The sequence below is a fragment of the Pararhodobacter sp. CCB-MM2 genome (assembly GCF_001691415.1).
In the GTDB taxonomy this organism is placed as follows: domain Bacteria; phylum Pseudomonadota; class Alphaproteobacteria; order Rhodobacterales; family Rhodobacteraceae; genus Pararhodobacter.
Map to the genome: position 1 here is coordinate 1 of NZ_LRRR01000019.1, position 20,335 is coordinate 20,335.

Sequence of the window (20,335 nt, forward strand, 5' to 3'; positions counted from 1 at the left end):
CCACTATCGCTTTCTTCTCAACACTCTCAGTCCACGCCACATCTATCATTTTTTTTTTTTGAAAAGACGCGCAGCCACCAGATCCCCCGTCAAATCTGTCGGTAGAGACCGATAGATGTATAGAAGAGACAGGAACGGAGAGGGGGGGAGCGTGCGCCTTGGCCGCTCCCCCCCTCTCCGATCAGACCGCTTCCAGCGCGTCGACCAGCTTGCCCGCGCCGTAGCGGAACGGATCGGTCGCCGGCAGGCCGTATTCCGCTTCGACGTTGGCAAGATAGGCCTTCGCCTCGGCATCGGCCATGTGCTGGGTGTTGACCGAGATCCCCACCACCACACACTCCGGGTTCGCCACCTTGGCCAGCGCCAGCGCCGTGTCGCGCACCTGACCGATGGTCGGCAGCTTGTAGCCCGGCAGGCCCCGCATATGCTCGCGGGTCGGCTCATGGCAGATCACCAGCGCATCGGGCTGACCGCCATGGATCAGCGCCAGCGTCACGCCCGAATAGGACACGTGATAGAGCGAGCCCTGCCCCTCGATCAGGTCCCAATGATCGGCATCATTGTCCGGCGTCAGATATTCAATCGAGCCCGCCATGAAATCGGCAATGACCGCATCCAGCGGCACCCCGCCACCGGTGATCAGGATACCCGTCTGACCCGTCGCGCGGAACGAGGCCTTCATGCCGCGCTCGCGCATTTCCTTCTCCATGCAGAGCGCCGTGTACATCTTGCCGACCGAGCAATCGGTGCCGACGGCGAGACACCGCTTGCCCGTCCGTTTCACGCCATTGGCAATCGGGTATTGCACCGAAGGGATACGCACATCGTGCAGCGTCTGGCCGGTCGCCTTGGCAACGGCTGCCAGATCTTCTTCATGGCGCAGCAGGTTATGCAGGCCCGAGGCGAGGTCGAAACCCTCTTCCAGCGCCTCGACCAGCACCTTCTTCCAGGACTGGCTGATCACGCCGCCGCGGTTGGCAACCCCGATCACCACGGTCTTCACGCCGGCGGCCTTGGCCTCGGCCAGCGTCATGTCCGGCAGGCCCATATCGGCCTTGCACCCCTCAAGCCGGAACTGGCCCACGGCAAATTCCGGGCGCCAGTCCTTGATGCCCTGTGCCACCTTGGCAGCCAGCATGTCGGGCGCGTCGCCCAGGAACAACAGATAGGGGGTCTCGATCATGGCGCAATCCTTGGCAGCCGGGCCGATACGGCCCGGAGGGGTCATTCCGGCAAGCTTGCCGCAAGATCCGTGGAATGTCGTTGGATTCTGCACCTGCTACAGCAGGTTCTTGCGAAGATTCTTCGACAGATGCTCGGAGTTGCCGAAGTTTCGTGCAGGCTGGCGACACAGCTCGCAGAAGCCTTGCCTTGCAAAGTCAACCTGACCCGAGGCCATGCCGCATTGCAACAGCGCCATGGCTGCGCCTGCAGAAAACCGCTTGCATCCCGTCGCGCAACATAATAACCAAGCTTTCGCCCACGACGAAATTTCATTGCCGAGGCCCTGATATGTCTTTCCGCATCCAACCCGCCGCCCCTGCCCGTCCGAACCGCTGCCAGCTCTTTGGCCCCGGCTCGCGCGTCGCTTTGTTCGAGAAGATGGCGGCCTCGGCGGCGGATGTGATCAATCTCGACCTCGAGGATTCGGTCGCGCCCTCCGACAAGGATCAGGCCCGCGCCAATATCATCAAGGCGACGCATGAGGTCGATTGGGGCAACAAGTACCTCTCCGTGCGGATCAACGGCCTCGACACGCCGTGGTGGTATCGCGATGTGGTCGAGCTGCTGGAGCAGGCCTCGGATCGCTTGGATCAGATCATGATCCCCAAGGTCGGCTGCGCGGCGGATGTCTATGCCGTCGACGCGCTGGTGACGGCCATCGAGCGCGCCAAGGGCCGCACGAAGCCGATCAGCTTCGAGGTCATCATCGAAAGCGCCGCCGGCATCGCCCATGTCGAAGAGATCGCTGCTTCCAGCCCCCGCCTGCAGGCAATGAGCCTTGGGGCGGCCGATTTCGCGGCCTCGATGGGCATGGCCACGACCGGCATCGGCGGCACGCAGGAAGACTATTACATGCTGCGCGAGGGCGCGAAGTACTGGTCCGACCCGTGGCATTGGGCGCAAGCCGCCATCGTCGCCGCTTGCCGCACCCATGGCGTGCTGCCGGTCGACGGCCCCTTCGGCGACTTCTCGGATGACGAGGGTTTCCGCGCGCAGGCCCGCCGTTCGGCCACGCTGGGCATGGTCGGCAAATGGGCGATCCATCCCAAGCAGGTGGCGCTGGCAAACGAGGTCTTCACCCCCTCCGAGGCCGCCGTCGCCGATGCCCGTGCCATCCTTGCCGCGATGGAAGAGGCCAAGGCCAATGGTCAGGGCGCCACGACCTACAAGGGCAAGCTCATCGACATCGCCTCGATGAAACAGGCCGAGGTGATCGTGAAACAGGCCGAGCTGATCGCGGCCAGCTGAATACCCGGCCCGGCACCGGGGAGGGTTTGCCGGGCATCGGGGAGGAGCGCGCGCGTCGGGGCAACCCGGCGCGCGCCGTCATTTTGGGGCCATCGCCTGACAATGGGGGCAGGTTGGGGAAGTGACAGGATCGGGCCCAATTCGTCCCCAATAGCCGCAGGGAATGCAGAAAGAATCTCAGCGCGCGTGCCATGTCAGCGCGCGACGGATGAGGAAGGCGAGCGCCTTCTCGTCCATGACCTCGCCCTGACGAAACAGCACGGCGCGGGTGCCTTCGACCCTCTGCCCCGCGCCGGGACCGGCGATGAACTCGGCAATGAGCGGCGTCTGGCAATGGACATAGAGTGCGAAATCGGCGCAGTCCTTCGAGGCCTTGCCCGGCCGCCCGATCCTGAGGCTCGAACCCTTCGGCGCAAGGAAAGCCGGTTGCCCCCAGCGCAGGCCCTCGTTCAGCGCTATCCCCTCCTCAGCCGCGACGCGATGGATCATCGCCCGCAAGGCGTGCAGCCCCGCGCGCGCCGCCTCGGGCGCGGTGTCGATGGCGTCGGTGACGGGATCAGCCACGCGCCGAAACCGGCTGGCGCAGGATGGTCTTCAGCCTCGAAGGCGCAACGCGGCGGGGGTCCGAGAGGTAGATCTCATGATGTAGACCGGACAGCGAAAGCCCTTGCGCCTCGGCCTCCTCATGGATCCGGGCGATGAGCGGGCCCTCGTTGGCATAGGGCCCGAGATGCAGCGATTGCAGGCACAGCCCCTCATCCAAAGACCAAAGCGACACGCGCGCCAGCACCGCAGGCGCTACCTTGCCCTTCTTCGCCACCGCCGCCCGGAACATCTCAAACCCGTCCCTGTCCAGCCAAGAGGGCGCGCGGATCATCATCCGCCATTGCCACGCCTCGCGGTCGCCGCCCGGCTGGAAGACGGCGTAATCCTCCGACCACCAGAGCCCCTCCAGCGGGCCCACCTTCTCCTCGATCCCCCGCGCCTTACCGGCGAAACGCGCGGCATAGGCCAAGGGGTACAGCGCGCCCACAGCTTCGACATAGGCCGCCCCACCCGGCGCGCCCTGCCCCTCGATGGCGAGGTAGCGCATCGAAGGCACCGTCACCCGGTCGATCCGCCCGACCTTGCCCTGCAGCAGATCCGTCACGCGGAATCCTCCAAAGGCATGAAGATCAGCGTCTGCAAATCCTCGGGCGCGGTGTCCATCGGCGAATTGACGTACAGCTCCCAGCTGGGCGCATCGCGCAGGGCCTCGCCGCTTTCCGCCAGCCAAGGGCCGAAGAACCAGTCATACGCCGCCGCGAGCCCGGTATAGGGCCCGGTGAAGCTCATCACCGCGTAGCGCCCACCCGCGACGTCGCGTTCTTCCAAGGGCGGGGCGCAGGGTACATCCGCCCCGACGATCACGCCCGCGAAGGAGGTCAGCTTGTCGGCGGGCGTATAGAGCGGGTCGTCGAAATAGATCGCCGCCATCGACCGGACCCGAGGCCACAATCCGCGCGTCGCCAATTCGGTGCCCAAGCGCGCATAGGTCCGGTTGATCTGAATATAGGGCCCGATATGGGTCAGGCCGATCAGGCGGCGGGGCTCCTCGTGCTGAAGGGTCACCGGGAACATGCTGTCTCCTTTCCTCATCGACCGCAGGCGCGCGGGCAAAGCCTGCCCCCGCTTGCGAAATTCCGCCGGCGTCAGACCATAGGCCGCCCGAAACGCCCGCGAGAAGCTGGCGGCATTCGGATAGCCATGGGCGCGGCCCACCTCGGCCACCGGGCGCGAGGATTGCACCAAGGCATGCGCCGCGCCGTTCAGCCGGATACGGCGCACGGCCTCTGCCAGGGTCTCGCCAGTCATGGCGGCAAAGACGCGGTGGAAATGGAAGCGCGACATGCCCGCCAACTCGGCCATCGCATCGAGCGAGGGCGTCGCGGCGGGGTCGGCATGGATCGCCTCATAGACCCGTTCCAGCCGCTTTCGGTAGTCGATGGGCATCCCGTTCTCCATTTTTCCCTTTCTGGCATGGGCGGAGTTTGCCTGTCTTGCTATTCTTCCCCTGTACAGTCGCGTGCCCTGAGCGTATGGGGGCGCCTTCCCGAGCCAAGGATCTGCCATGACCGCCCTCCCTCCCCTGCCTGCTCCCCTGTCGCGCGCGCTCGCCGACAAGGGCTACGAGACCCTGACACCGGTGCAGGCAGCAGTGCTGGCACCAGAGGTTGCAGGTCAGGACCTTCTGGTCTCGGCCCAGACCGGTTCGGGCAAGACCGTGGCCTTCGGCCTGGCGATGGCCGACAGCCTGCTGCCCGACGGCAACATGATGCCGCCGCCTGACACCGCGCGCGCGCTGGTGATCGCGCCGACGCGCGAACTGGCGATGCAGGTGCGGCGGGAATTCGAATGGCTCTACGGTCCGGCCGGTGGCGTGATCGCCTCCTGCGTGGGCGGCATGGACGCGCGCTCGGAACGCCGGGCGCTGGAGCGCGGCGCGCATATCGTCGTCGGCACCCCCGGCCGACTGCGCGACCATATCGAGCGCGGCGCGCTGGATCTGTCGACCGTCGCCTCGGTGGCCCTCGATGAGGCCGACGAGATGCTCGACCTCGGCTTCCGCGAGGATCTGGAATTCATCCTGCAGCAACTGCCCGAGGAGCGCCGCACGCTGCTGTTCTCGGCCACCGTCTCGCCGCAGATCGCCCGCCTCGCGCAGACCTATCAGCGCGACGCCCAGCGCATCGCCACCGAGGCCCCGCGCGAGCAGCATGGCGACATTACCTACCGCGCGCTGATGGTTGCCCCTGAAGATGCCGAGCACGCCATCGTCAACGTCCTGCGCTACTACGAGGCCCAGAACGCGCTGGTGTTCTGCAAGACCCGCGCCGCGGTGAACCATCTGACCGCGCGTCTGTTGAACCGTGGCTTCTCGGTCGTGCCGCTGTCCGGTGAGCTGGCGCAGGAAGAGCGTTCGCGCGCCCTGCAGGCAATGCGCGACGGCCGTGCCCGCGTCTGCGTGGCGACCGACGTCGCCGCCCGCGGCATCGACCTGCCGGGTCTGGAGTTGGTGATCCACGCCGACCTGCCGTCGAACAAGGAAACCCTGCTGCACCGTTCGGGCCGTACCGGCCGCGCCGGTCGCAAGGGCGTCAGCGCGCTGATCGTGCCGAGCTCGGCCCGCAAGAAGACCGAGCGCCTGCTGGGCTTTGCCGGTGTCACCGCCGAATGGGGCCCCGCGCCCAGCGCCGCCGAGGTCTCGGCCCGCGACAATGAGCGCCTTCTGACCGACGACACGCTCTGGGCCGCCGCCACTGCGGACGAGGCCGAGGCCATCACTTCGCTGACCGAGAAATTCGACGCCTCGCAACTGGCCGCCGCCCTGTCACGCCTCTATTTCGCCTCGCGTTCGGCGCCCGAGGATGTGGTGCCGCTCACCGTGGACGGCCCGAAGCCCCGCGCCGCCCGGGCCGAATTCGACCGCAGCTTCTGGGTCAAGCTGGGCGCCGGTCGCAACCAGCGGGCCGAGCCGCGTTGGCTGCTGCCGATGCTGTGCCGCAATGGCGACCTGACCAAGGCCGACATCGGCGCCATCCGCATCTATGACGACTATACGATGGCGCAGCTGCACGACGATTGCGCCGACCGCTTCTGGGCGGCTCTGGGTGACAGCGGTTCGCTTGAAGGCGAAGTCTCGGTCGAGCGCGGCGAGGCCCCGGCCGAAGGCGACCGTCCGGCCCCCCGCGCGCCCCGTCCGCCGCGCCCCGAGGGCGACCGCCCCTACCGCGCCAAGCGCGAGGATGGCGATCGTGGCTACAAGCCGCGCAAGGAGTATGGTGACCGCCCGGCCCGCGAGGATGGCGAGCGCCCGTACAAACCGCGCCGTGAAGACGGCGACCGTCCGTCCTACAAGCCCCGTGCCGAGGGCGAGCGCAGCTACAAGCCACGCGAAGACGGTGAGCGTTCGTTCAAGCCGCGTCGCGAAGACGGGGATCGTGGCTTCAAGCCGCGTCGCGAAGACGGGGATCGCCCGTACAAGCCGCGTCGGGAAGATGGCGAGAAATCCTACAAGCCGCGCGGCGAGACGGGTGACCGTCCCTACAAACCGCGTCGCGAGGATGGCGACCGCCCGGCCAAGGCCTATGGCGACCGCAAACCGCGCTTCGACAAGGGTGGCGAGGACGGCGGCAAGCCGCGGACGGCGAAATACGACCGCAAGCCGGCAGGCAAGGACGGCGACGGCGCCAAGCCCGCGCGTCCGCGCATCGACCCGGAAGCCGCGCGCAACCCTTCGGCCCGCCTCGGCAAGCCCGTGCGCAAGCCGGCCGGGAAGCCCACGGGCAAACCGGGCGGCAAACCCGCCCCGCGCCCGAAGCGCTGATCAGTTAAGAAAACGGGGGGCCCAGCGCCCCCCGTTTTCATTTCGCGCCACGCGCCCCGTTCACTCTGCCGGAAATACGCCCTTCGGGTGCGCCCTCACCGGCCCGCGCGCCGCGCCTCATGCTCGCGCGCCAGAACACCCATGATCCAGTCGTCGTGCCATTCGCCATCAAGGAACGCCGCCTCCCGCTCGGTCCCCTCATGCACGAAACCGCAAGCGCGGTAGCAACGGATCGCCCGCTCGTTGAAGGCCAGCACCCGCAGATCGACCCGGTGCAGCCCGATCTCGCCAAAGGCTTCGTCCAGTGCCAGCTGAATCGCCTGCCGCCCGATCCCGCGCCCGACCAATTCCTCGCCGAACAGCCCAATCGCCAGCCGCGCCTTGCGATCCGCCGCCGACACCGAATGCAGGCGCAGATGGCCGACCGCCTCGCCCCCGGCCTCGATGATCCGCGCCATGGGCTGGGCAGACAGCTCGCGCAGCCACCGCTCGGATCGCTCAAGGCTGGCCGCCGGCACGTCCGCGGTATTGCCACCATAAAGCCGGATGAATTCGGCCGAGGGCGGATAGGCCGCATGCCGTGCCGCATCCGCCTCAACCGGTGCGCGTAACGTCACCTGCATGGCCGCGCCCCTTTCACCTTGTCCCAAATACTCACCTTCGGGGACAACGCTCAACGAGGCGCTCCGGGTCCGGGATCAGAGCCCCAGCACAGCCGCCATGTCGTATTCGCCATGCGTGCGCCCCTGCGCCCAGAGCGCGGCCTTCAGGGCACCCCGCGCGAAGACCGAACGGTCCGAAGCCACGTGCCGAAGGGTGATCCGCTCGCCATCGGCTGCGAACATCACGTCATGCTCGCCGATGATGTCGCCGCCGCGAATGGCCGTGAAGCCGATGGTGCCGCGCTCCCGCGGGCCGGTGATCCCGTCGCGACCCCGCACCGCAGCCTCGTCCAGCGAAACGCCGCGGCCGTCCGCCGCCGCCTCGCCCAGCATCAGCGCCGTGCCCGAGGGGGCGTCGACCTTGTGGCGGTGATGGGCCTCGATCACCTCGATGTCGAAATCCTCATCGAGCGCCTTGGCAACCTGTTTCGTCAGCGCAACAAGCAGGTTGACGCCCAGCGACATGTTGCCCGCCCGGACGATCACACCGGACTGGGCGACCTCGGCCAGCTTTGCCAGATCGTCCTTGGTCATGCCGGTGGTGCCGACGATATGCGCGCAACCCGCGGCCATCGCCACGGGGGCAAGCGCCACGGTCGCCGCCGGCGCGGTGAAGTCGATCACCGCCTGCTGGCCGGCCAACGCCGCTGCCGGGTCGTCCGAGACGATGACGCCATTCGCGGCGCCCCCCAGCATCACACCCAGATCCTTGCCGACCCACGGATGCCCCGGTCGCTCCAGCGCGCCGCCCAACCGGGCCTTGTCCGAGGCCCCGATCACCTGCACCAGCATCCGGCCCATCCGGCCGGAGACGCCATTCACCACGATAGAGGGGGTCTCGGTCATGTCGTTCTCCTGTTCTCGCCCCTCCATAGCCTGCGCAAAAGTTCGGGAAAACCGCTTTTCGTGCCCCCCATTCTGCCCTAGATGAGGGCTATGTGCGCAAAACGCTTCTCTCAGGGCTCGGGCCCCACGCAACGCCAGCTTCGGGTGGCCGAGGTCATCCGTCACCGGCTGGCCGAAGTCCTCGCACGGGGCGACGTGCATGACCCCGACCTGTCCCGCCTGTCGATCACGGTGTCCGAGGTCACGACCTCGCCCGACCTGAAACATGCCACCGCCTATGTCATGCCGCTGGGCGGCATCGGAGCCGAGGACGCGCTGAAGGCGCTCCGTCGCTCCAGCGCTGAGCTGCGCCATCAGGTGGCCGGCGGTCTGGGCCTGAAATTCGCCCCCCAGCTGAAGTTCGAGCTGGACGGCACCTTCGACCGCATGGACGACGCGCGGCGCATCTTCAACGACCCCCGCGTTCAGGCCGATGTGGCTCAGCCGGATGAGGATGACGATGCTGCGGATGATGCGCAGTAAGGCCTTCGGGCGCTTCCGCCTGCTCGGTGCGCTTTTCGCACTGGGGCTGAGCGCTGCGCCTGCAGGGGCCGAAGGGCCCGCCTGCCGAGACGCCGATTTCGAAGGCACGCGCTATTCCTATTGTCAGGCCGAGGCCGGTCAGGACCTGCGCCTGTTCCTACGCGGCGACGACGGCGAGATCTACGGCTCGTTCGGGCGGCTCTCCAGCGCGCTGGAGCAGCAGGGCCGCCGGTTGCTGTTCGCGATGAACGCCGGCATGTTCCATGCCGACCGTGCGCCCGTGGGCCTCTATGTCGAAGAGGGCGAGCAAGCCGCCTCCATCGTCACGCGTGAGGGGCCGGGGAACTTCGGTCTGTTGCCGAACGGGGTCTTCTGCATCGAAGACGGTCGATTCGACGTGATCGAGAGCCGCGCCTTCGCCGACAGCCGCCGCGATTGCCGCTTCGCAACGCAATCGGGGCCGATGCTGGTCATCGACGGCGCGCTGCATCCGCGCTTCCTGCCCGATTCGGATTCGCTGCATATCCGCAACGGCGTCGGCGTCAGTGCCGATGGACAGCAGGCCTATTTCGTCATCTCGGATGCAGCGGTGACCTTCCACCAGTTCGCCCGCTTCTTCCGCGATGTATTGGAGACGCCGAACGCGCTGTATCTCGACGGGTCGGTCTCGCGTCTTTATGCGCCCTCGCTGGATCGGTCGGACTGGGGCATGCCGCTGGGTCCGATCGTCGGTCTGGTCGCGCCCGCGGGCTGAGGGGTTTTCCCCCGCGCCATCCCACCTATCTGTGGTGCAGAGGTGCCCCATGCTGACCATCGATTTCGACAATTCCTACGCCCGCGACCTTGAGGGGATGTATCTCCCCTTCGACGGCGCCCCCGCGCCCGAACCCACGCTCTATTGGCTGAACGAGGCTTTGGCCGAGGAGCTGCGCCTCTCGCCCGAAACCCTGCGCAGCCCCGAGGGGGTGGCGATGCTGGCGGGCTCGGCCATGCCGGACGGCGCCTCGCCCCTCGCGATGGCCTATGCCGGGCATCAGTTCGGCGGTTTCTCGGCGCAGCTGGGCGACGGGCGGGCGATGCTGGTGGGTGAGGTCCTCGACCGCGAGGGCCATCGGCGCGACCTGCATCTGAAGGGCTCGGGCCGCACGCCGTTCTCACGCGGCGGCGACGGCAAGGCCGTGTTGGGCCCGGTGCTGCGCGAGGTGCTGATCGGCGAGGCGATGACCGGCCTCGGCATCCCCTCGACCCGCGCCCTTGCGGCGACGACGACCGGCGAGCCGGTCTGGCGCGATGGCCAGCAGAAGCAGGGCGCGGTGCTGGCCCGCATCGCCTCGAGCCATCTGCGCGTCGGTACCTTCCAGTTCTTCTACGCGCGGCAGGAGATCGCCCGCCTGCGCAAGCTCGCCGATTACGCCATCGCCCGCCACGACCCGGACCTGACCGGCACCGAGGATCGCTACCTCGCCTTCCTGCACCGGGTGATCGGCCGGCAGATGGCGCTGGTCGCGCAATGGGTTTCGGTCGGTTTCGTGCATGGGGTGATGAACACCGACAACATGACGATCTCGGGCGAGACGATCGATTACGGCCCCTGCGCCTTCATCGATGCGCATGACCCGGCGGCGGTGTTCTCGTCGATCGACAGTCAGGGGCGCTATGCCTATGGCAACCAACCGCTTCTGGCGCGCTGGAACCTCGCGCGGTTGGCCGAATCGCTGCTGCCGCTCATTGCCGAGAACCCGCAGGACGCCTTGCCCGAAGTGCAGGTGGTGATCGAGGGGGCCGAGGCGCTGTATGCGACCGAACGCCGCCAGCGTTTCGCCGAGAAGCTGGGCGTGCCACAGTCCGGGGCCGAGGCCGATGACGCACTGATCGACGGCTTTCTGAACCTGCTCACCGCGCAATCCGCCGATTTCACCCTGAGTTTCCGCGCCTTGGCCGATCTTGCCCGCGGCGACGAGGTGCCGCTGCGCGCGCTTCTGGACCGGGACCCGCGACTCGATGCCTGGGTGCAGGAATGGGCCGCGCGCCGGACCGCCTCGGGCGATCAGATGGACCGGGTGAACCCGCTCTATATCCCGCGCAACCACCGGGTCGAGGCCGCACTACAGGCCGCCGAACAGGGCGACCGCGCGCCGATGGAGCATCTGCTCGACGCCTTCCGCGATCCCTTCACCAAGCGGCCTTGTTTCGAAGATCTCGAGACCCCTCCCCCGGCCGATTTCGGGAGCTACATCACCTATTGCGGCACCTGACTGCGGGGTCTGAAACTTCCGCGCGCCCGCCGCGTAGGAGGTTGCATGTCCCGACTGATCCTCGCCGTCCTCGCCCTGATGCCCCTGCCCGCGTTGGCTTTCGAGCCGGTGACGGATGGCGCGCAGTTCCGACAATTGGTCTATGGCAACCAGTTGACCCGGCTGGGCATCAGCCTGCAGGTGAACGCCGACGGTCGCATCACCGGACGCGGCATGGGCCGCGATGTGAGCGGCGAATGGCAATGGCGCGACGGGTACTTCTGCCGCAGCCTCTATTGGGGCACGCGGGACTTGGGCACGGATTGCCAGGCGGTGCTGCGCGAGGGGGACGAGCTGCGGTTCGTCACCGAACGCGGCGCAGGGATCCACGCGGATTTCCGGATCCGATAGGCGCGACGGTGGGGTGAAACCCCACCCTACGGGTCGCGCGGGGTGTAGGGTGGGGTTTCACCCCACCAATCGATCAGAAGTCGACGGCGATGCCCTTCTTCTCCCAATCGCCATAGCGCACGGGCTCAGGACCCTTGCGGCCGCCCAATTCCTTGGGCAGCGGCTGCGCCTCGGCCTCGGCCTTCCGGCGCCTTTCCTCGGCCTCGGCCAAAGCCCGTTGGGCGGCGGGGGGCAGGTCGGACGTGGTCATCGGCTTTCCTCGCAGGCGGCAAAGGGATATGGGCTAGGTAATCCCGCTTGCGCTCCCCATCAACCCTGAGGTTTCCGATGCCGCATCCCGCCGATCCGCGCCGCATGGCCGCCACGCTGGTCGCCGGCGTCGTCGAGGGCGCCATGCTGCCCGAGGTGCCGCTGCCCCCGGCCGATCCCGCCGACCGCGCCCGCGCCCAGCGCCTCGCGCTGGCGACGCTGCGCAATTTCGGCCGCACGCAAGCGGTGTTGGGGCCGCTCGTGGCCCGCGAGCCGCAGCCCGAGGTGATGGCCGCCCTGCGCGTCGCCACCGTCGAGCTGCTGGAACTGGGCGAGGCCTCGCATGGGGTCGTCAACGCCACCGTCAACGCGCTGAAATCCGACCGCAGCACGGTCAAGGCCGCCGGCATGGCGAACGCCGTCCTGCGCAAGGTCGCAGGCTTCGAGGGCTGGGACGCGCTGCCGGTCCAGACCCTGCCCGGCTGGCTGAAACGGCGCCTGAAGGGGGTCTACGGCACCGAGGGCGTGGCCGCGATCGAAGCCGCACATCACGCCACGGCGCCGCTCGATCTGTCGGTGAAACCCGGCAAATCCGCGCCGGAGGGGGCCGAGCCGGTGGGCCTGTCGCACCGCCTGCCCTCGGGCCTGCAGGTCACCGCGCTGCCGGGCTTTGCCGAGGGCGATTGGTGGATCCAGGACGCCGCCGCCGCGCTGCCGGCCTCGCTGCTGGCGGTGCAGGCGGGTGAGTCGGTCCTCGACCTCTGCGCGGCGCCAGGGGGCAAGACGATGCAGCTGGCCGCGGCGGGCGCAAAGGTCACCGCGCTCGACCTCAGCGAGGGGCGGCTGAAGCGTCTGCGCGAAAACCTGACGCGCACCGGCCTCACAGCCGAGATCGTCTGCGCCGATGCGCTGGACTGGTCGCCCGCCGAGAAGGTCGATGCCGTGCTTCTGGACGCGCCCTGCTCGGCCACCGGCACGATCCGCCGCCACCCCGACCTGCCCTTCGTGCGCAAGCCCGCCGATGTCGAGGCGCTGACCAAACTGCAGGCGCAGCTGATCGACCGCGCGCTGACCTTCCTGAAACCCGGCGGGCGGCTGGTCTATTGCACCTGCTCGCTGCTGCCCGACGAGGGTGAGTCGCAGATCGAGGCCGCGCTCGCCCGCCACCCCGGCCTCACCGCCCGTACGCCCGCCCTGCCCCTTGGCCGCGCCACGCCCGAGGGCGGCTGGCGCACACGCCCTGATGATCACGAAGGGGGCATCGACGGCTTCTACATGGCGCTGTTGCACCCTAACGGATGACAGCGGCCCGCCTTGGCGCTATCCCAAGGCAAAAAGAGGTGAGGCATGGACGAGGGTTGGGCAGCGCGCAAGCTGAGGTGGGGCAATCGCCGCGCCGCGCGGGCCGTGCGCCGGGCACCGCCTGCCAAGGGCTTCACCTCGATGCCCGAACCCCGCACCGTCGGCTTCTTCGCCAAGGGGAGGCAGCTCGCCTCGGGGAATTTCCTGCTGCATGGCCATATGGTCGAAACCCTGCACCCTTGGGACATCGAGCCCCCCTCGATGGGATTCGCGGCCGAGCTGCACGGCATGGCCTGGCTCGACCACCTCGCGGCGAATGGCGACCGCACGGCGCGACTGGCCGCTCAGGGCTGGGTGCATGACTGGATCACCAAATTCGGCGAGGGCGAAGGCCCGGGATGGGAACCGGACCTGACCGGCCGCCGCGTCCTTCGCTGGCTGCACCACGCCTTTTTCCTGACCGCCGGGCGCGAGGCCTACGAGAACACCCCCTTCTTCACCGCCTTGGGCCGGCAGACTGCGTTCCTTGCCAAACGCTGGACCTTCGCCGCCCCCGGCCTGCCCCGTTTCGAGGCCCTGACCGGCCTGCTCTACGCCGCCTATGCCCTTCTGGGGATGGAGGAATATCGCCTCGACGCGGCCAAGGCCTTGGCCCGCGCCTGCACCACCGACATTGCCGAGGACGGCGGCCTGCCCGGCCGCAATCCTGAGGAAGTGCTGGAGGTCTTCACGCTTCTCAGCTGGGCGCTGAGCGTGCTGATGGATGCCGAGGTGCCGATCCCCGACGCCATCGAACACGCCGTCGCCCGCATCGCGCCTTGCCTGCGCACCCTGCGTCATGCCGATGGCGGGCTGGCCCGTTTCCACGGCGGCGGGCGCGGGATGGAGGGGCGGCTGGAGAACGCGCTCGCCATTGCCGATGTCCCCGTGCGCCCGATGCGACCGACGGCCATGGGCTTTGCCCGGCTGGAGGGGGGCCGCACCTCGCTGCTGATCGACGCGGGCAAACCGCCCTCGGGCTCGGCGTCGCATCAGGCGCATGCCTCGATGCTGGCGTTTGAACTCACCTCGAACCGTCGGCCGCTGATCGTCTCGTCAGGCTCGGGCGTGCCCTTCGGCCCGGAATGGGAGAAGGCCGGCCGCGCCACGAATTCGCATTCGACCTTGTCGATCGACGGCTGGTCCTCGGCCCGGTTCGGCCGGGCCTCGCGCCCCGAGGAAGGCGGCGCGCCCTTGGTCGACGGCCCCTCGCTGGTCACCATGCACCGCACGGACGAGCGCGACGGATCGTCGCTTCTGCTGTCGCATGACGGCTACGTCGCGACTCACGGCCTGACCCATATCCGCACCCTGTCGCTGGATCATGGCGGCCGGGTGCTGCTGGGCGAGGATTCGCTGGCCGCGCTGGACCCGCCGCATCGAAAGACCTTCGAGGAGGTGCTGACGCGGGGCAAAATGCGCGGCGTTTCCTATGCCTTGCGCTTCCACCTGCATCCCGACGCCGATGCCTCGCTGGACCTCAACGGGTCCGCCGTTTCGGTGGCCCTGCCGTCCGGCGAGATCTGGGTCTTCCGCTTCGACGGGCCGGGTCGGATGTCGCTGGAGCCCTCGGTCTATCTGGAAAAGGGCCGCCTTGCGCCGAGGCCCTGCCAGCAAATCGTCGTTCGGGCGGTTATCCTTGATGATAGCGCCCAGATAAACTGGACACTGGCAAAGGCACAGGATACCCCGCTCGCGATCCGCGACATCGGCCGCGACGACGATCTGGCCCTGCCTCGCGACCTGTTTACTCTGGAATGAGGAAGGCTGCCGCCATGACCGATCTTGTCCCCGTCAAACGCGCCCTGTTGTCCGTCTCGGACAAGGCCGGGCTGATCGAACTGGGCCAAGCGCTCGCAGCGAAGGGCGTTGACCTCGTCTCGACCGGCGGCACCGCCAAGGCCCTGCGCGAAGCCGGCCTTGCGGTGAAGGACGTGGCCGAGTTGACCGGCTTCCCCGAGATGATGGACGGCCGCGTGAAGACCCTGCACCCGATGGTGCATGGCGGCCTGCTGGCGCTCCGCGAGGATGCCGGGCATCTGGGCTCGATGGACGAGCACGGCATCCTGCCGATCGACCTGCTGGTGGTGAACCTCTACCCGTTCGAAGCCACTGTCGCGAAGGGCGGCGATTACGACGATTGCGTCGAGAACATCGACATCGGCGGCCCGGCCATGCTGCGCGCAGCCGCGAAGAACCACGCCTATGTGACGGTCATCACCGACCCCGAGGATTACGCGCCGCTGCTGGAACAGCTGGAGCAAGGCGGCACCACCGCGCGCTTCCGTCAGGAATGCGCGGCCAACACCTATGCCCGCACGGCTGCCTATGACGCGGCGGTCTCGACTTGGTTCGCCAAGACGCTGGAAATCGAAGCCCCGCGCCGCCGCGCCTTCGCCGGCACGCTGGCCCAGACCCTGCGCTATGGCGAGAACCCGCATCAGTCCGCCGCCTTCTACACCGATGGCACCGCGCGTCAGGGCGTCGCCACCGCCGTGCAGCATCAGGGCAAGGAACTGAGCTACAACAACATCAACGACACCGACGCCGCCTTTGAGCTGGTTGCCGAGTTCGACCCGGCCGACAGCGCCGCCTGCGCGATCATCAAGCACGCCAACCCCTGCGGCGTGGCGCGTGGCAAAACCCTGCTCGAGGCCTACAAGGCCGCGTTCGATTGCGACCGCACCTCAGCCTTCGGCGGCATCGTCGCGCTGAACAAGCCGCTCGACGCCGAAACCGCGCAGGAGATCACCGGGATCTTCACCGAAGTGGTGATCGCGCCGGGCGCCTCGGACGAAGCGAAAGCAATCTTCGCCGCGAAGAAGAACCTGCGTCTGCTGACCACGGACGGCCTGCCGGACGTGAAAGCCGGGGGGCTGACCTTCCGTCAAGTCGCGGGCGGTCTGTTGGTGCAGGACAAGGACGCGGGCTTCATCGGCATGGACGACCTCAAGGTCGTGACCAAGAAGGCGCCGACCGCCGAGCAGATGGAAGACCTGCTGCTGGCCTGGAAAATCGCCAAGCACGTCAAGTCGAACGCCATCGTCTACGTCAAGGACGGCGCCACCGTGGGCGTCGGCGCGGGCCAGATGAGCCGCGTCGACTCGGCGCTCATCGCCGCCAAGAAGGCCGAGCGCATGGCCGAGGCGCTGGGCCTGCCGCAGCCGCTGACCATCGGCTCGGCGGTTGCTTCGGACGCGTTCTTCCCCTTCCCGGACGGGCTGATGGAAGCCGCAGCGGCGGGCGCGACCTGCGTGATCCAGCCCGGCGGCTCGATGCGTGACGCCGAGGTCATCGCGGCCGCCGACGAGGCCGGTCTTGCGATGGTCTTCACCGGCATGCGCCACTTCCGGCACTGAGCCCATGCGTATCGCCCTCTGGACGACACTGGCGATCCTGATCCTCGACCAGGCCCTGAAATGGGGCGTGGTCGTGGGCCTCGATCTGCGCAACGAGTTGCTGATCGACGTCTGGCCGCCCTTCTTCACCCTGACCATGGCGTGGAACCGGGGGGTCAACTTCGGCCTGTTCGCCGACGATTCGACCTGGCTGCGCTGGGCACTGGTGATCCTGCCGATCGTCGTCTCGGTCTGGGTCTGGCGCTGGGTCCGGCGTGACGGGCCTAATCCGGCGCTGCAAGTCGCGGCAGGCTTCCTGATCGGCGGCGCGCTGGGCAATGCCATCGACCGCGTGGTCTGGGGCGCCGTGGCGGATTTTCTAAACGTCACCTGCTGCGGTTTCCGCAACCCCTGGGCTTTCAACGTGGCCGATATCGCCATCTTCATCGGCGCCTTCGGGCTCATCGTGACCGCTGGCGGGAAAAAGGCCTCGTGACGACCGGGGCGCCATCCGCTATGACAAGGCGGACTTGGACCTGCCGTTGATGACCGGAACCGGGATGACCTTTCTTCGCTTCGCCTCTGTCGCCGCCTTTGCCCTAGCCACGCTGAGCGCTTGCTCGGGCGATCGCGAAGTGCCGCAACTGATGAACGCGCGCTCCGGCTCGGATTCGCCCGATGAGTTCTCGGTGCTGCCGACGCAGCCGCTGCAGGCCCCGGCGGATTTCCAGACCCTGCCGACGCCCACCCCGGGCGGCAGCAACCTGACCGATCCCGACCCGCGCGCGGATGCCGTCGCCGCCCTCGGCGGTCGCGTTTCGGCCGAGCGGACGGGCGGTGTGCCGGCCGCCGATCAGGGGCTGGTGCAATATGCCGGCCGGAATGGCATCGCCGATGGCATCCGCACCACCCTCGCCACCGAGGATGAGGATGTGCGTCGCGGGGGCCGTGGCCGGATCCTGGAGCGGGTGTTCAACACCAACCTCTACCGCCGCGCCTATGAGGATCAGATCCTCGACCCGCAGGACGAGCTGCTGCGTTGGCGCGCGGCCGGCGTGCGCACCCCGGCAGCTCCGCCCCCGGCGGAATAAGCCGGGCGCCTTGGCGCTGCTCGCCGCCCGGAAAGCTTCACAAACGCGACACACCCCGTTGCGCCCCGCCGGGCCGGTCGGCATTCTGCCGCCATCCTGAGATGGGGAGCGTAAATTCATGTTCGTTGCCAAGCGCCTGATCGCTGCAACCGTCATCCTCGCGGCCTCGGCCGTGTCGGCCTTTGCCGAGGACCCGCAACTCTTCCAATTGGACAACGGCATGGAGGTCGTGGTGATCGAGGATCATCGCGCACCGGTCGTCGTGCACATGGTCTGGTACCGGGTCGGCGGCGCGGACGATCCTGCCGGCCAGTCGGGCATCGCCCATTACCTCGAACACCTGATGTTCAAGGCGACCGAGAACCTCGAGGAAGGCGAGTTCGACCGCACGGTGCAGGAGAATGGCGGCACGCATAACGCCTTCACCAGCTTCGACTACACCGCCTATCACCAGCGCATCGCTGCCGACCGCCTGCCCCTGATGATGGAGATGGAGGCCGACCGCATGGTCAACCTGCGTCTCGACCGCTCGGACTGGCTGCCGGAGCGCGACGTGATCCTGCGGGAGCGTGGGCAGAATTACGACAGCAGCCCCGACCGGCTGTTCGGCGAGCAGATGCGCGCCGCGCTGTTCCAGAACTCGCCCTATGGTCGCCCGGTGATCGGCTGGCGCCACGAGATGGAACAGCTGACCGGCGAGATCGCCACTGATTTCTACCGCGTGCATTACGCGCCCAACAACGCGATCCTCGTGGTGGCGGGCGATGTCGATGCCGACGAGGTGCTGGCGATGGCCCAGCAATACTACGGCCCGATTCCCGCCGTCGAGGATCTGCCCCCGCGCCATCGCCCGACCGAGCCCCCGCAATATGCCGAGCGTCGGCTGATCATGCATGACGCCCGCGTCGCGCGCCCCTATGTGAACCGGCTGTACCTCGCCCCGGTGCGCGAAAGCGGCGACCAGCGCCGTGCCGCCGCCTTCCAGGTGCTGGCCGCGATCCTTGGCGGGACGCAGACCTCGCTTCTGGATCAGCAGCTGGTCTATGGCGACAACAGCGCGATCTCCGTCTGGGCCGGCTACAATGGCACGGCGCTGGATACCGGCACCTTCTCGCTGGGGGTGATGCCCGCCGACGGCGTGACACTGCAACAGGCCGAGGATTCGGTCGATGCCGTGCTGGCCGGCCTGATCGAGAACGGGGTCGACGAAGACCAGCTGAACCGCGTGCGCATGCAGATCCGCGCCGAGGCGATCTACCAACTGGACGACACTGCCTCGCGGGCCAATTCGCTGGGCGCCGATCTGGCGCTTGGCATGACGGTTGAGGATAACGAGGACTGGCTGACGGTGCTGGAACAGGTCACCGCCGAGGAAGTCGTCGCCGCCGCGCGACAGCTCGACCGGCGGTCCTCGGTCACCGGCTGGCTGATGGGAGTGGAAGAATGATCCGGTTTGCCGCAGCTTTCGCCGTCACGCTGGTGACGGCCCTGCCCTTCGCCCAGCGCGCCGGGGCCATCGAGATCGAGGATGTCACCTCGCCCGCCGGCCATACCGCCTGGCTGGTCGAGGAGCATTCGATCCCCTTCGTGTCGATCGAGGTGGTCTTCACCGGCGGTGCCTCCGTCGATCCCGAGGGCAAGGCGGGCGCCGTCTCGCTGATGACCTCGCTTCTGACGGAGGGCGCCGGCGATCTCGACGCGCAGGGCTATGCCGCCGCGCTGGAATCGCTGGCGGGTTCGGTCAGCTTCTCGGCCGGGCGCGATTCCGTCTCGATGACCATCCGCGCCCTGACCGAGAACCGCGACGAGGTCGTGGCGCTGGCCCTCTCGGCGCTGAACGATGCGCAATTCGGCCAGCAAAGCCTCGACCGGGTGCGTGCGCAGACCATCGCCTCGCTGGCGCGGGACCAACAGGACCCCGACGCCTTGGCGCAGCTGAACTGGGCGCGCCTTGGCTATGCGGGCCACGCCTATGCCACGCCCACCGATGGCACGCCGGCGACCGTGGGGGCGCTGACGCTCGATGACATCCTCGATGCGCATCGGGCCGCCTTCACCGCCGACCGCATCCATGTCGGCGCTGCCGGCGACATCTCCGCCACCGAGCTGGGTGAGATCGTCGACCGCATCGCCGCCGACCTGCCGCAATCCGAAACCGCGCTGCCCGAGTACATGACCTTCCAGGGCGCGCCCGGCATCACCGTCGTGCCCTTCGACTCGCCGCAATCGGTGATCCAGTTCGGCCACGCCGGCATCGACGCCGACGACCCCGATTTCATGGCGGCTTTCGTTATGAACCATATCTTCGGCGGCGGTGGCTTCACCTCGCGCCTGATGAGCGAGATCCGCGAGGCCCGCGGCCTGACCTATGGCGTCTACACCTCGCTGGCCTCGTTCCAGTTCGGTGACAGCTATGTCGGCCGCATGTCGACCGGCAATGCCACGGCGGCCGAGGCCATCGACCTGATCCGTCAGCAATTCGAATGGCTGGCCGCGGACGGCATCACGCAGGAACAGCTGGAGCGCACGCAGACCTACCTGACCGGCGCCTATCCGCTGCGCTTCGACGGCAATGACTCGATCGCCCGGATCCTCGCCTCGATGCAGTTTCAGGGCTACGACATCAACTACGTCAACATCCGCAACGACCTCGTGGAGGCCGTGACGCTGGAGGATATCCAGCGTGTGGCCCGCCGTCTGGCCGACCCCGAGGCCCTGACCTTCGTCGTCGTCGGGCAGCCCGAAGGCGTCGAGTCGACGGCCGAGTGACGCTTTATCCGGGGCGGGCGGCATGCTATGCCTA

General features: G+C 67.9%; 20 protein-coding genes. 13 read left to right on the forward strand and 7 right to left on the reverse strand.

Features of this window, described 5'->3' with window-relative positions:
* Positions 1-181 precede the first annotated feature (181 nt).
* Positions 182-1,183 (reverse strand): N-acetyltransferase DgcN, encoded by a 1,002-nt coding sequence (gene dgcN, locus BCY78_RS16365; protein ID WP_068304077.1) that lies wholly within the window; start codon positions 1,181-1,183, stop codon positions 182-184.
* A gap of 329 nt (positions 1,184-1,512) precedes the next feature.
* Here dgcN and BCY78_RS16370 point away from each other — a divergent pair, with 329 nt between their 5' ends.
* Entirely contained in the window at positions 1,513-2,472 is a 960-nt protein-coding gene (locus tag BCY78_RS16370) for an L-malyl-CoA/beta-methylmalyl-CoA lyase (RefSeq protein WP_068304078.1), read from the forward strand.
* 177 nt (positions 2,473-2,649) lie between these two features.
* On the opposite strand, the gene BCY78_RS16375 is transcribed toward BCY78_RS16370, so the two are convergent.
* From BCY78_RS16375 to BCY78_RS16385, 3 genes are read right to left on the reverse strand one after another with little or no spacing between them, the layout of a single operon-like run.
* Entirely contained in the window at positions 2,650-3,036 is a 387-nt protein-coding gene (locus BCY78_RS16375; protein ID WP_068304079.1) for a DUF1801 domain-containing protein, read from the reverse strand.
* Positions 3,029-3,622, reverse strand: coding sequence for a GyrI-like domain-containing protein (locus tag BCY78_RS16380; RefSeq protein WP_068304081.1), 594 nt, complete (start codon positions 3,620-3,622; stop codon positions 3,029-3,031). Before BCY78_RS16380 ends, BCY78_RS16375 begins: the two co-directional genes overlap by 8 nt.
* Complete coding sequence (locus tag BCY78_RS16385; RefSeq protein WP_068304212.1) at positions 3,619-4,464, reverse strand: GyrI-like domain-containing protein; 846 nt, start codon at positions 4,462-4,464, stop codon at positions 3,619-3,621. The genes BCY78_RS16380 and BCY78_RS16385 overlap by 4 nt, the downstream gene beginning before the upstream one ends.
* Before the next feature lie 118 nt (positions 4,465-4,582).
* On the opposite strand from BCY78_RS16385, the gene BCY78_RS16390 reads away from it, so the two are divergent.
* A complete protein-coding gene (locus tag BCY78_RS16390; RefSeq protein ID WP_068304083.1) occupies positions 4,583-6,838 on the forward strand; it encodes a DEAD/DEAH box helicase in 2,256 nt (751 codons plus the stop codon).
* A gap of 95 nt (positions 6,839-6,933) precedes the next feature.
* On the opposite strand, the gene BCY78_RS16395 is transcribed toward BCY78_RS16390, so the two are convergent.
* Positions 6,934-7,461: a GNAT family N-acetyltransferase gene (locus tag BCY78_RS16395; protein WP_068304085.1), complete on the reverse strand. Its 528-nt coding sequence runs from the start codon at positions 7,459-7,461 to the stop codon at positions 6,934-6,936.
* 75 nt (positions 7,462-7,536) lie between these two features.
* Positions 7,537-8,346 (reverse strand): 4-hydroxy-tetrahydrodipicolinate reductase, encoded by an 810-nt coding sequence (gene dapB / locus BCY78_RS16400; RefSeq protein ID WP_068304086.1) that lies wholly within the window; start codon positions 8,344-8,346, stop codon positions 7,537-7,539.
* Between the two features lie 90 nt (positions 8,347-8,436).
* Here dapB and rbfA point away from each other — a divergent pair, with 90 nt between their 5' ends.
* The 4 genes from rbfA to BCY78_RS16420 are packed head-to-tail and all read left to right on the forward strand — an operon-like array spanning position 8,437 to position 11,513.
* A complete protein-coding gene (gene rbfA, locus BCY78_RS16405) occupies positions 8,437-8,868 on the forward strand; it encodes a 30S ribosome-binding factor RbfA (protein WP_068304088.1) in 432 nt (143 codons plus the stop codon).
* The gene (locus BCY78_RS16410; RefSeq protein WP_083195099.1) at positions 8,855-9,622 is read left to right on the forward strand and encodes a phosphodiester glycosidase family protein; all 768 of its coding nucleotides are present in this window, start codon (positions 8,855-8,857) and stop codon (positions 9,620-9,622) included. Before rbfA ends, BCY78_RS16410 begins: the two co-directional genes overlap by 14 nt.
* 52 nt (positions 9,623-9,674) lie before the next feature.
* On the forward strand, positions 9,675-11,123 hold the full coding sequence (locus BCY78_RS16415; RefSeq protein ID WP_369808706.1) for a YdiU family protein: 1,449 nt from the start codon (positions 9,675-9,677) through the stop codon (positions 11,121-11,123).
* A gap of 45 nt (positions 11,124-11,168) precedes the next feature.
* A complete protein-coding gene (locus tag BCY78_RS16420; RefSeq protein ID WP_068304092.1) occupies positions 11,169-11,513 on the forward strand; it encodes a hypothetical protein in 345 nt (114 codons plus the stop codon).
* Positions 11,514-11,586: 73 nt separating this feature from the next.
* On the opposite strand, the gene BCY78_RS16425 is transcribed toward BCY78_RS16420, so the two are convergent.
* Positions 11,587-11,763, reverse strand: coding sequence for a DUF1674 domain-containing protein (locus tag BCY78_RS16425; protein WP_068304094.1), 177 nt, complete (start codon positions 11,761-11,763; stop codon positions 11,587-11,589).
* Positions 11,764-11,840: 77 nt separating this feature from the next.
* On the opposite strand from BCY78_RS16425, the gene BCY78_RS16430 reads away from it, so the two are divergent.
* From BCY78_RS16430 to BCY78_RS16460, 7 genes are all read left to right on the forward strand, one after another.
* Positions 11,841-13,064 carry an RsmB/NOP family class I SAM-dependent RNA methyltransferase gene (locus BCY78_RS16430; RefSeq protein WP_068304096.1) on the forward strand — a complete coding sequence of 408 codons (1,224 nt, stop codon included), beginning with the start codon at positions 11,841-11,843 and terminating at the stop codon, positions 13,062-13,064.
* A 45-nt stretch (positions 13,065-13,109) separates the two neighbouring features.
* Positions 13,110-14,864, forward strand: coding sequence for a heparinase II/III family protein (locus BCY78_RS16435; RefSeq protein ID WP_068304097.1), 1,755 nt, complete (start codon positions 13,110-13,112; stop codon positions 14,862-14,864).
* A gap of 14 nt (positions 14,865-14,878) precedes the next feature.
* The gene (gene purH / locus BCY78_RS16440) at positions 14,879-16,462 is read left to right on the forward strand and encodes a bifunctional phosphoribosylaminoimidazolecarboxamide formyltransferase/IMP cyclohydrolase (RefSeq protein ID WP_068304098.1); all 1,584 of its coding nucleotides are present in this window, start codon (positions 14,879-14,881) and stop codon (positions 16,460-16,462) included.
* A gap of 4 nt (positions 16,463-16,466) precedes the next feature.
* Complete coding sequence (gene lspA / locus BCY78_RS16445; protein ID WP_068304099.1) at positions 16,467-16,937, forward strand: signal peptidase II; 471 nt, start codon at positions 16,467-16,469, stop codon at positions 16,935-16,937.
* Between the two features lie 64 nt (positions 16,938-17,001).
* Positions 17,002-17,532: a DUF3035 domain-containing protein gene (locus BCY78_RS16450; protein WP_068304101.1), complete on the forward strand. Its 531-nt coding sequence runs from the start codon at positions 17,002-17,004 to the stop codon at positions 17,530-17,532.
* Positions 17,533-17,650: 118 nt separating this feature from the next.
* Positions 17,651-18,979: a pitrilysin family protein gene (locus BCY78_RS16455; protein ID WP_068304102.1), complete on the forward strand. Its 1,329-nt coding sequence runs from the start codon at positions 17,651-17,653 to the stop codon at positions 18,977-18,979.
* Positions 18,976-20,301, forward strand: a complete 1,326-nt coding sequence (locus BCY78_RS16460; protein WP_068304103.1) for a pitrilysin family protein — start codon at positions 18,976-18,978, stop codon at positions 20,299-20,301. Before BCY78_RS16455 ends, BCY78_RS16460 begins: the two co-directional genes overlap by 4 nt.
* Positions 20,302-20,335 lie beyond the last annotated feature (34 nt).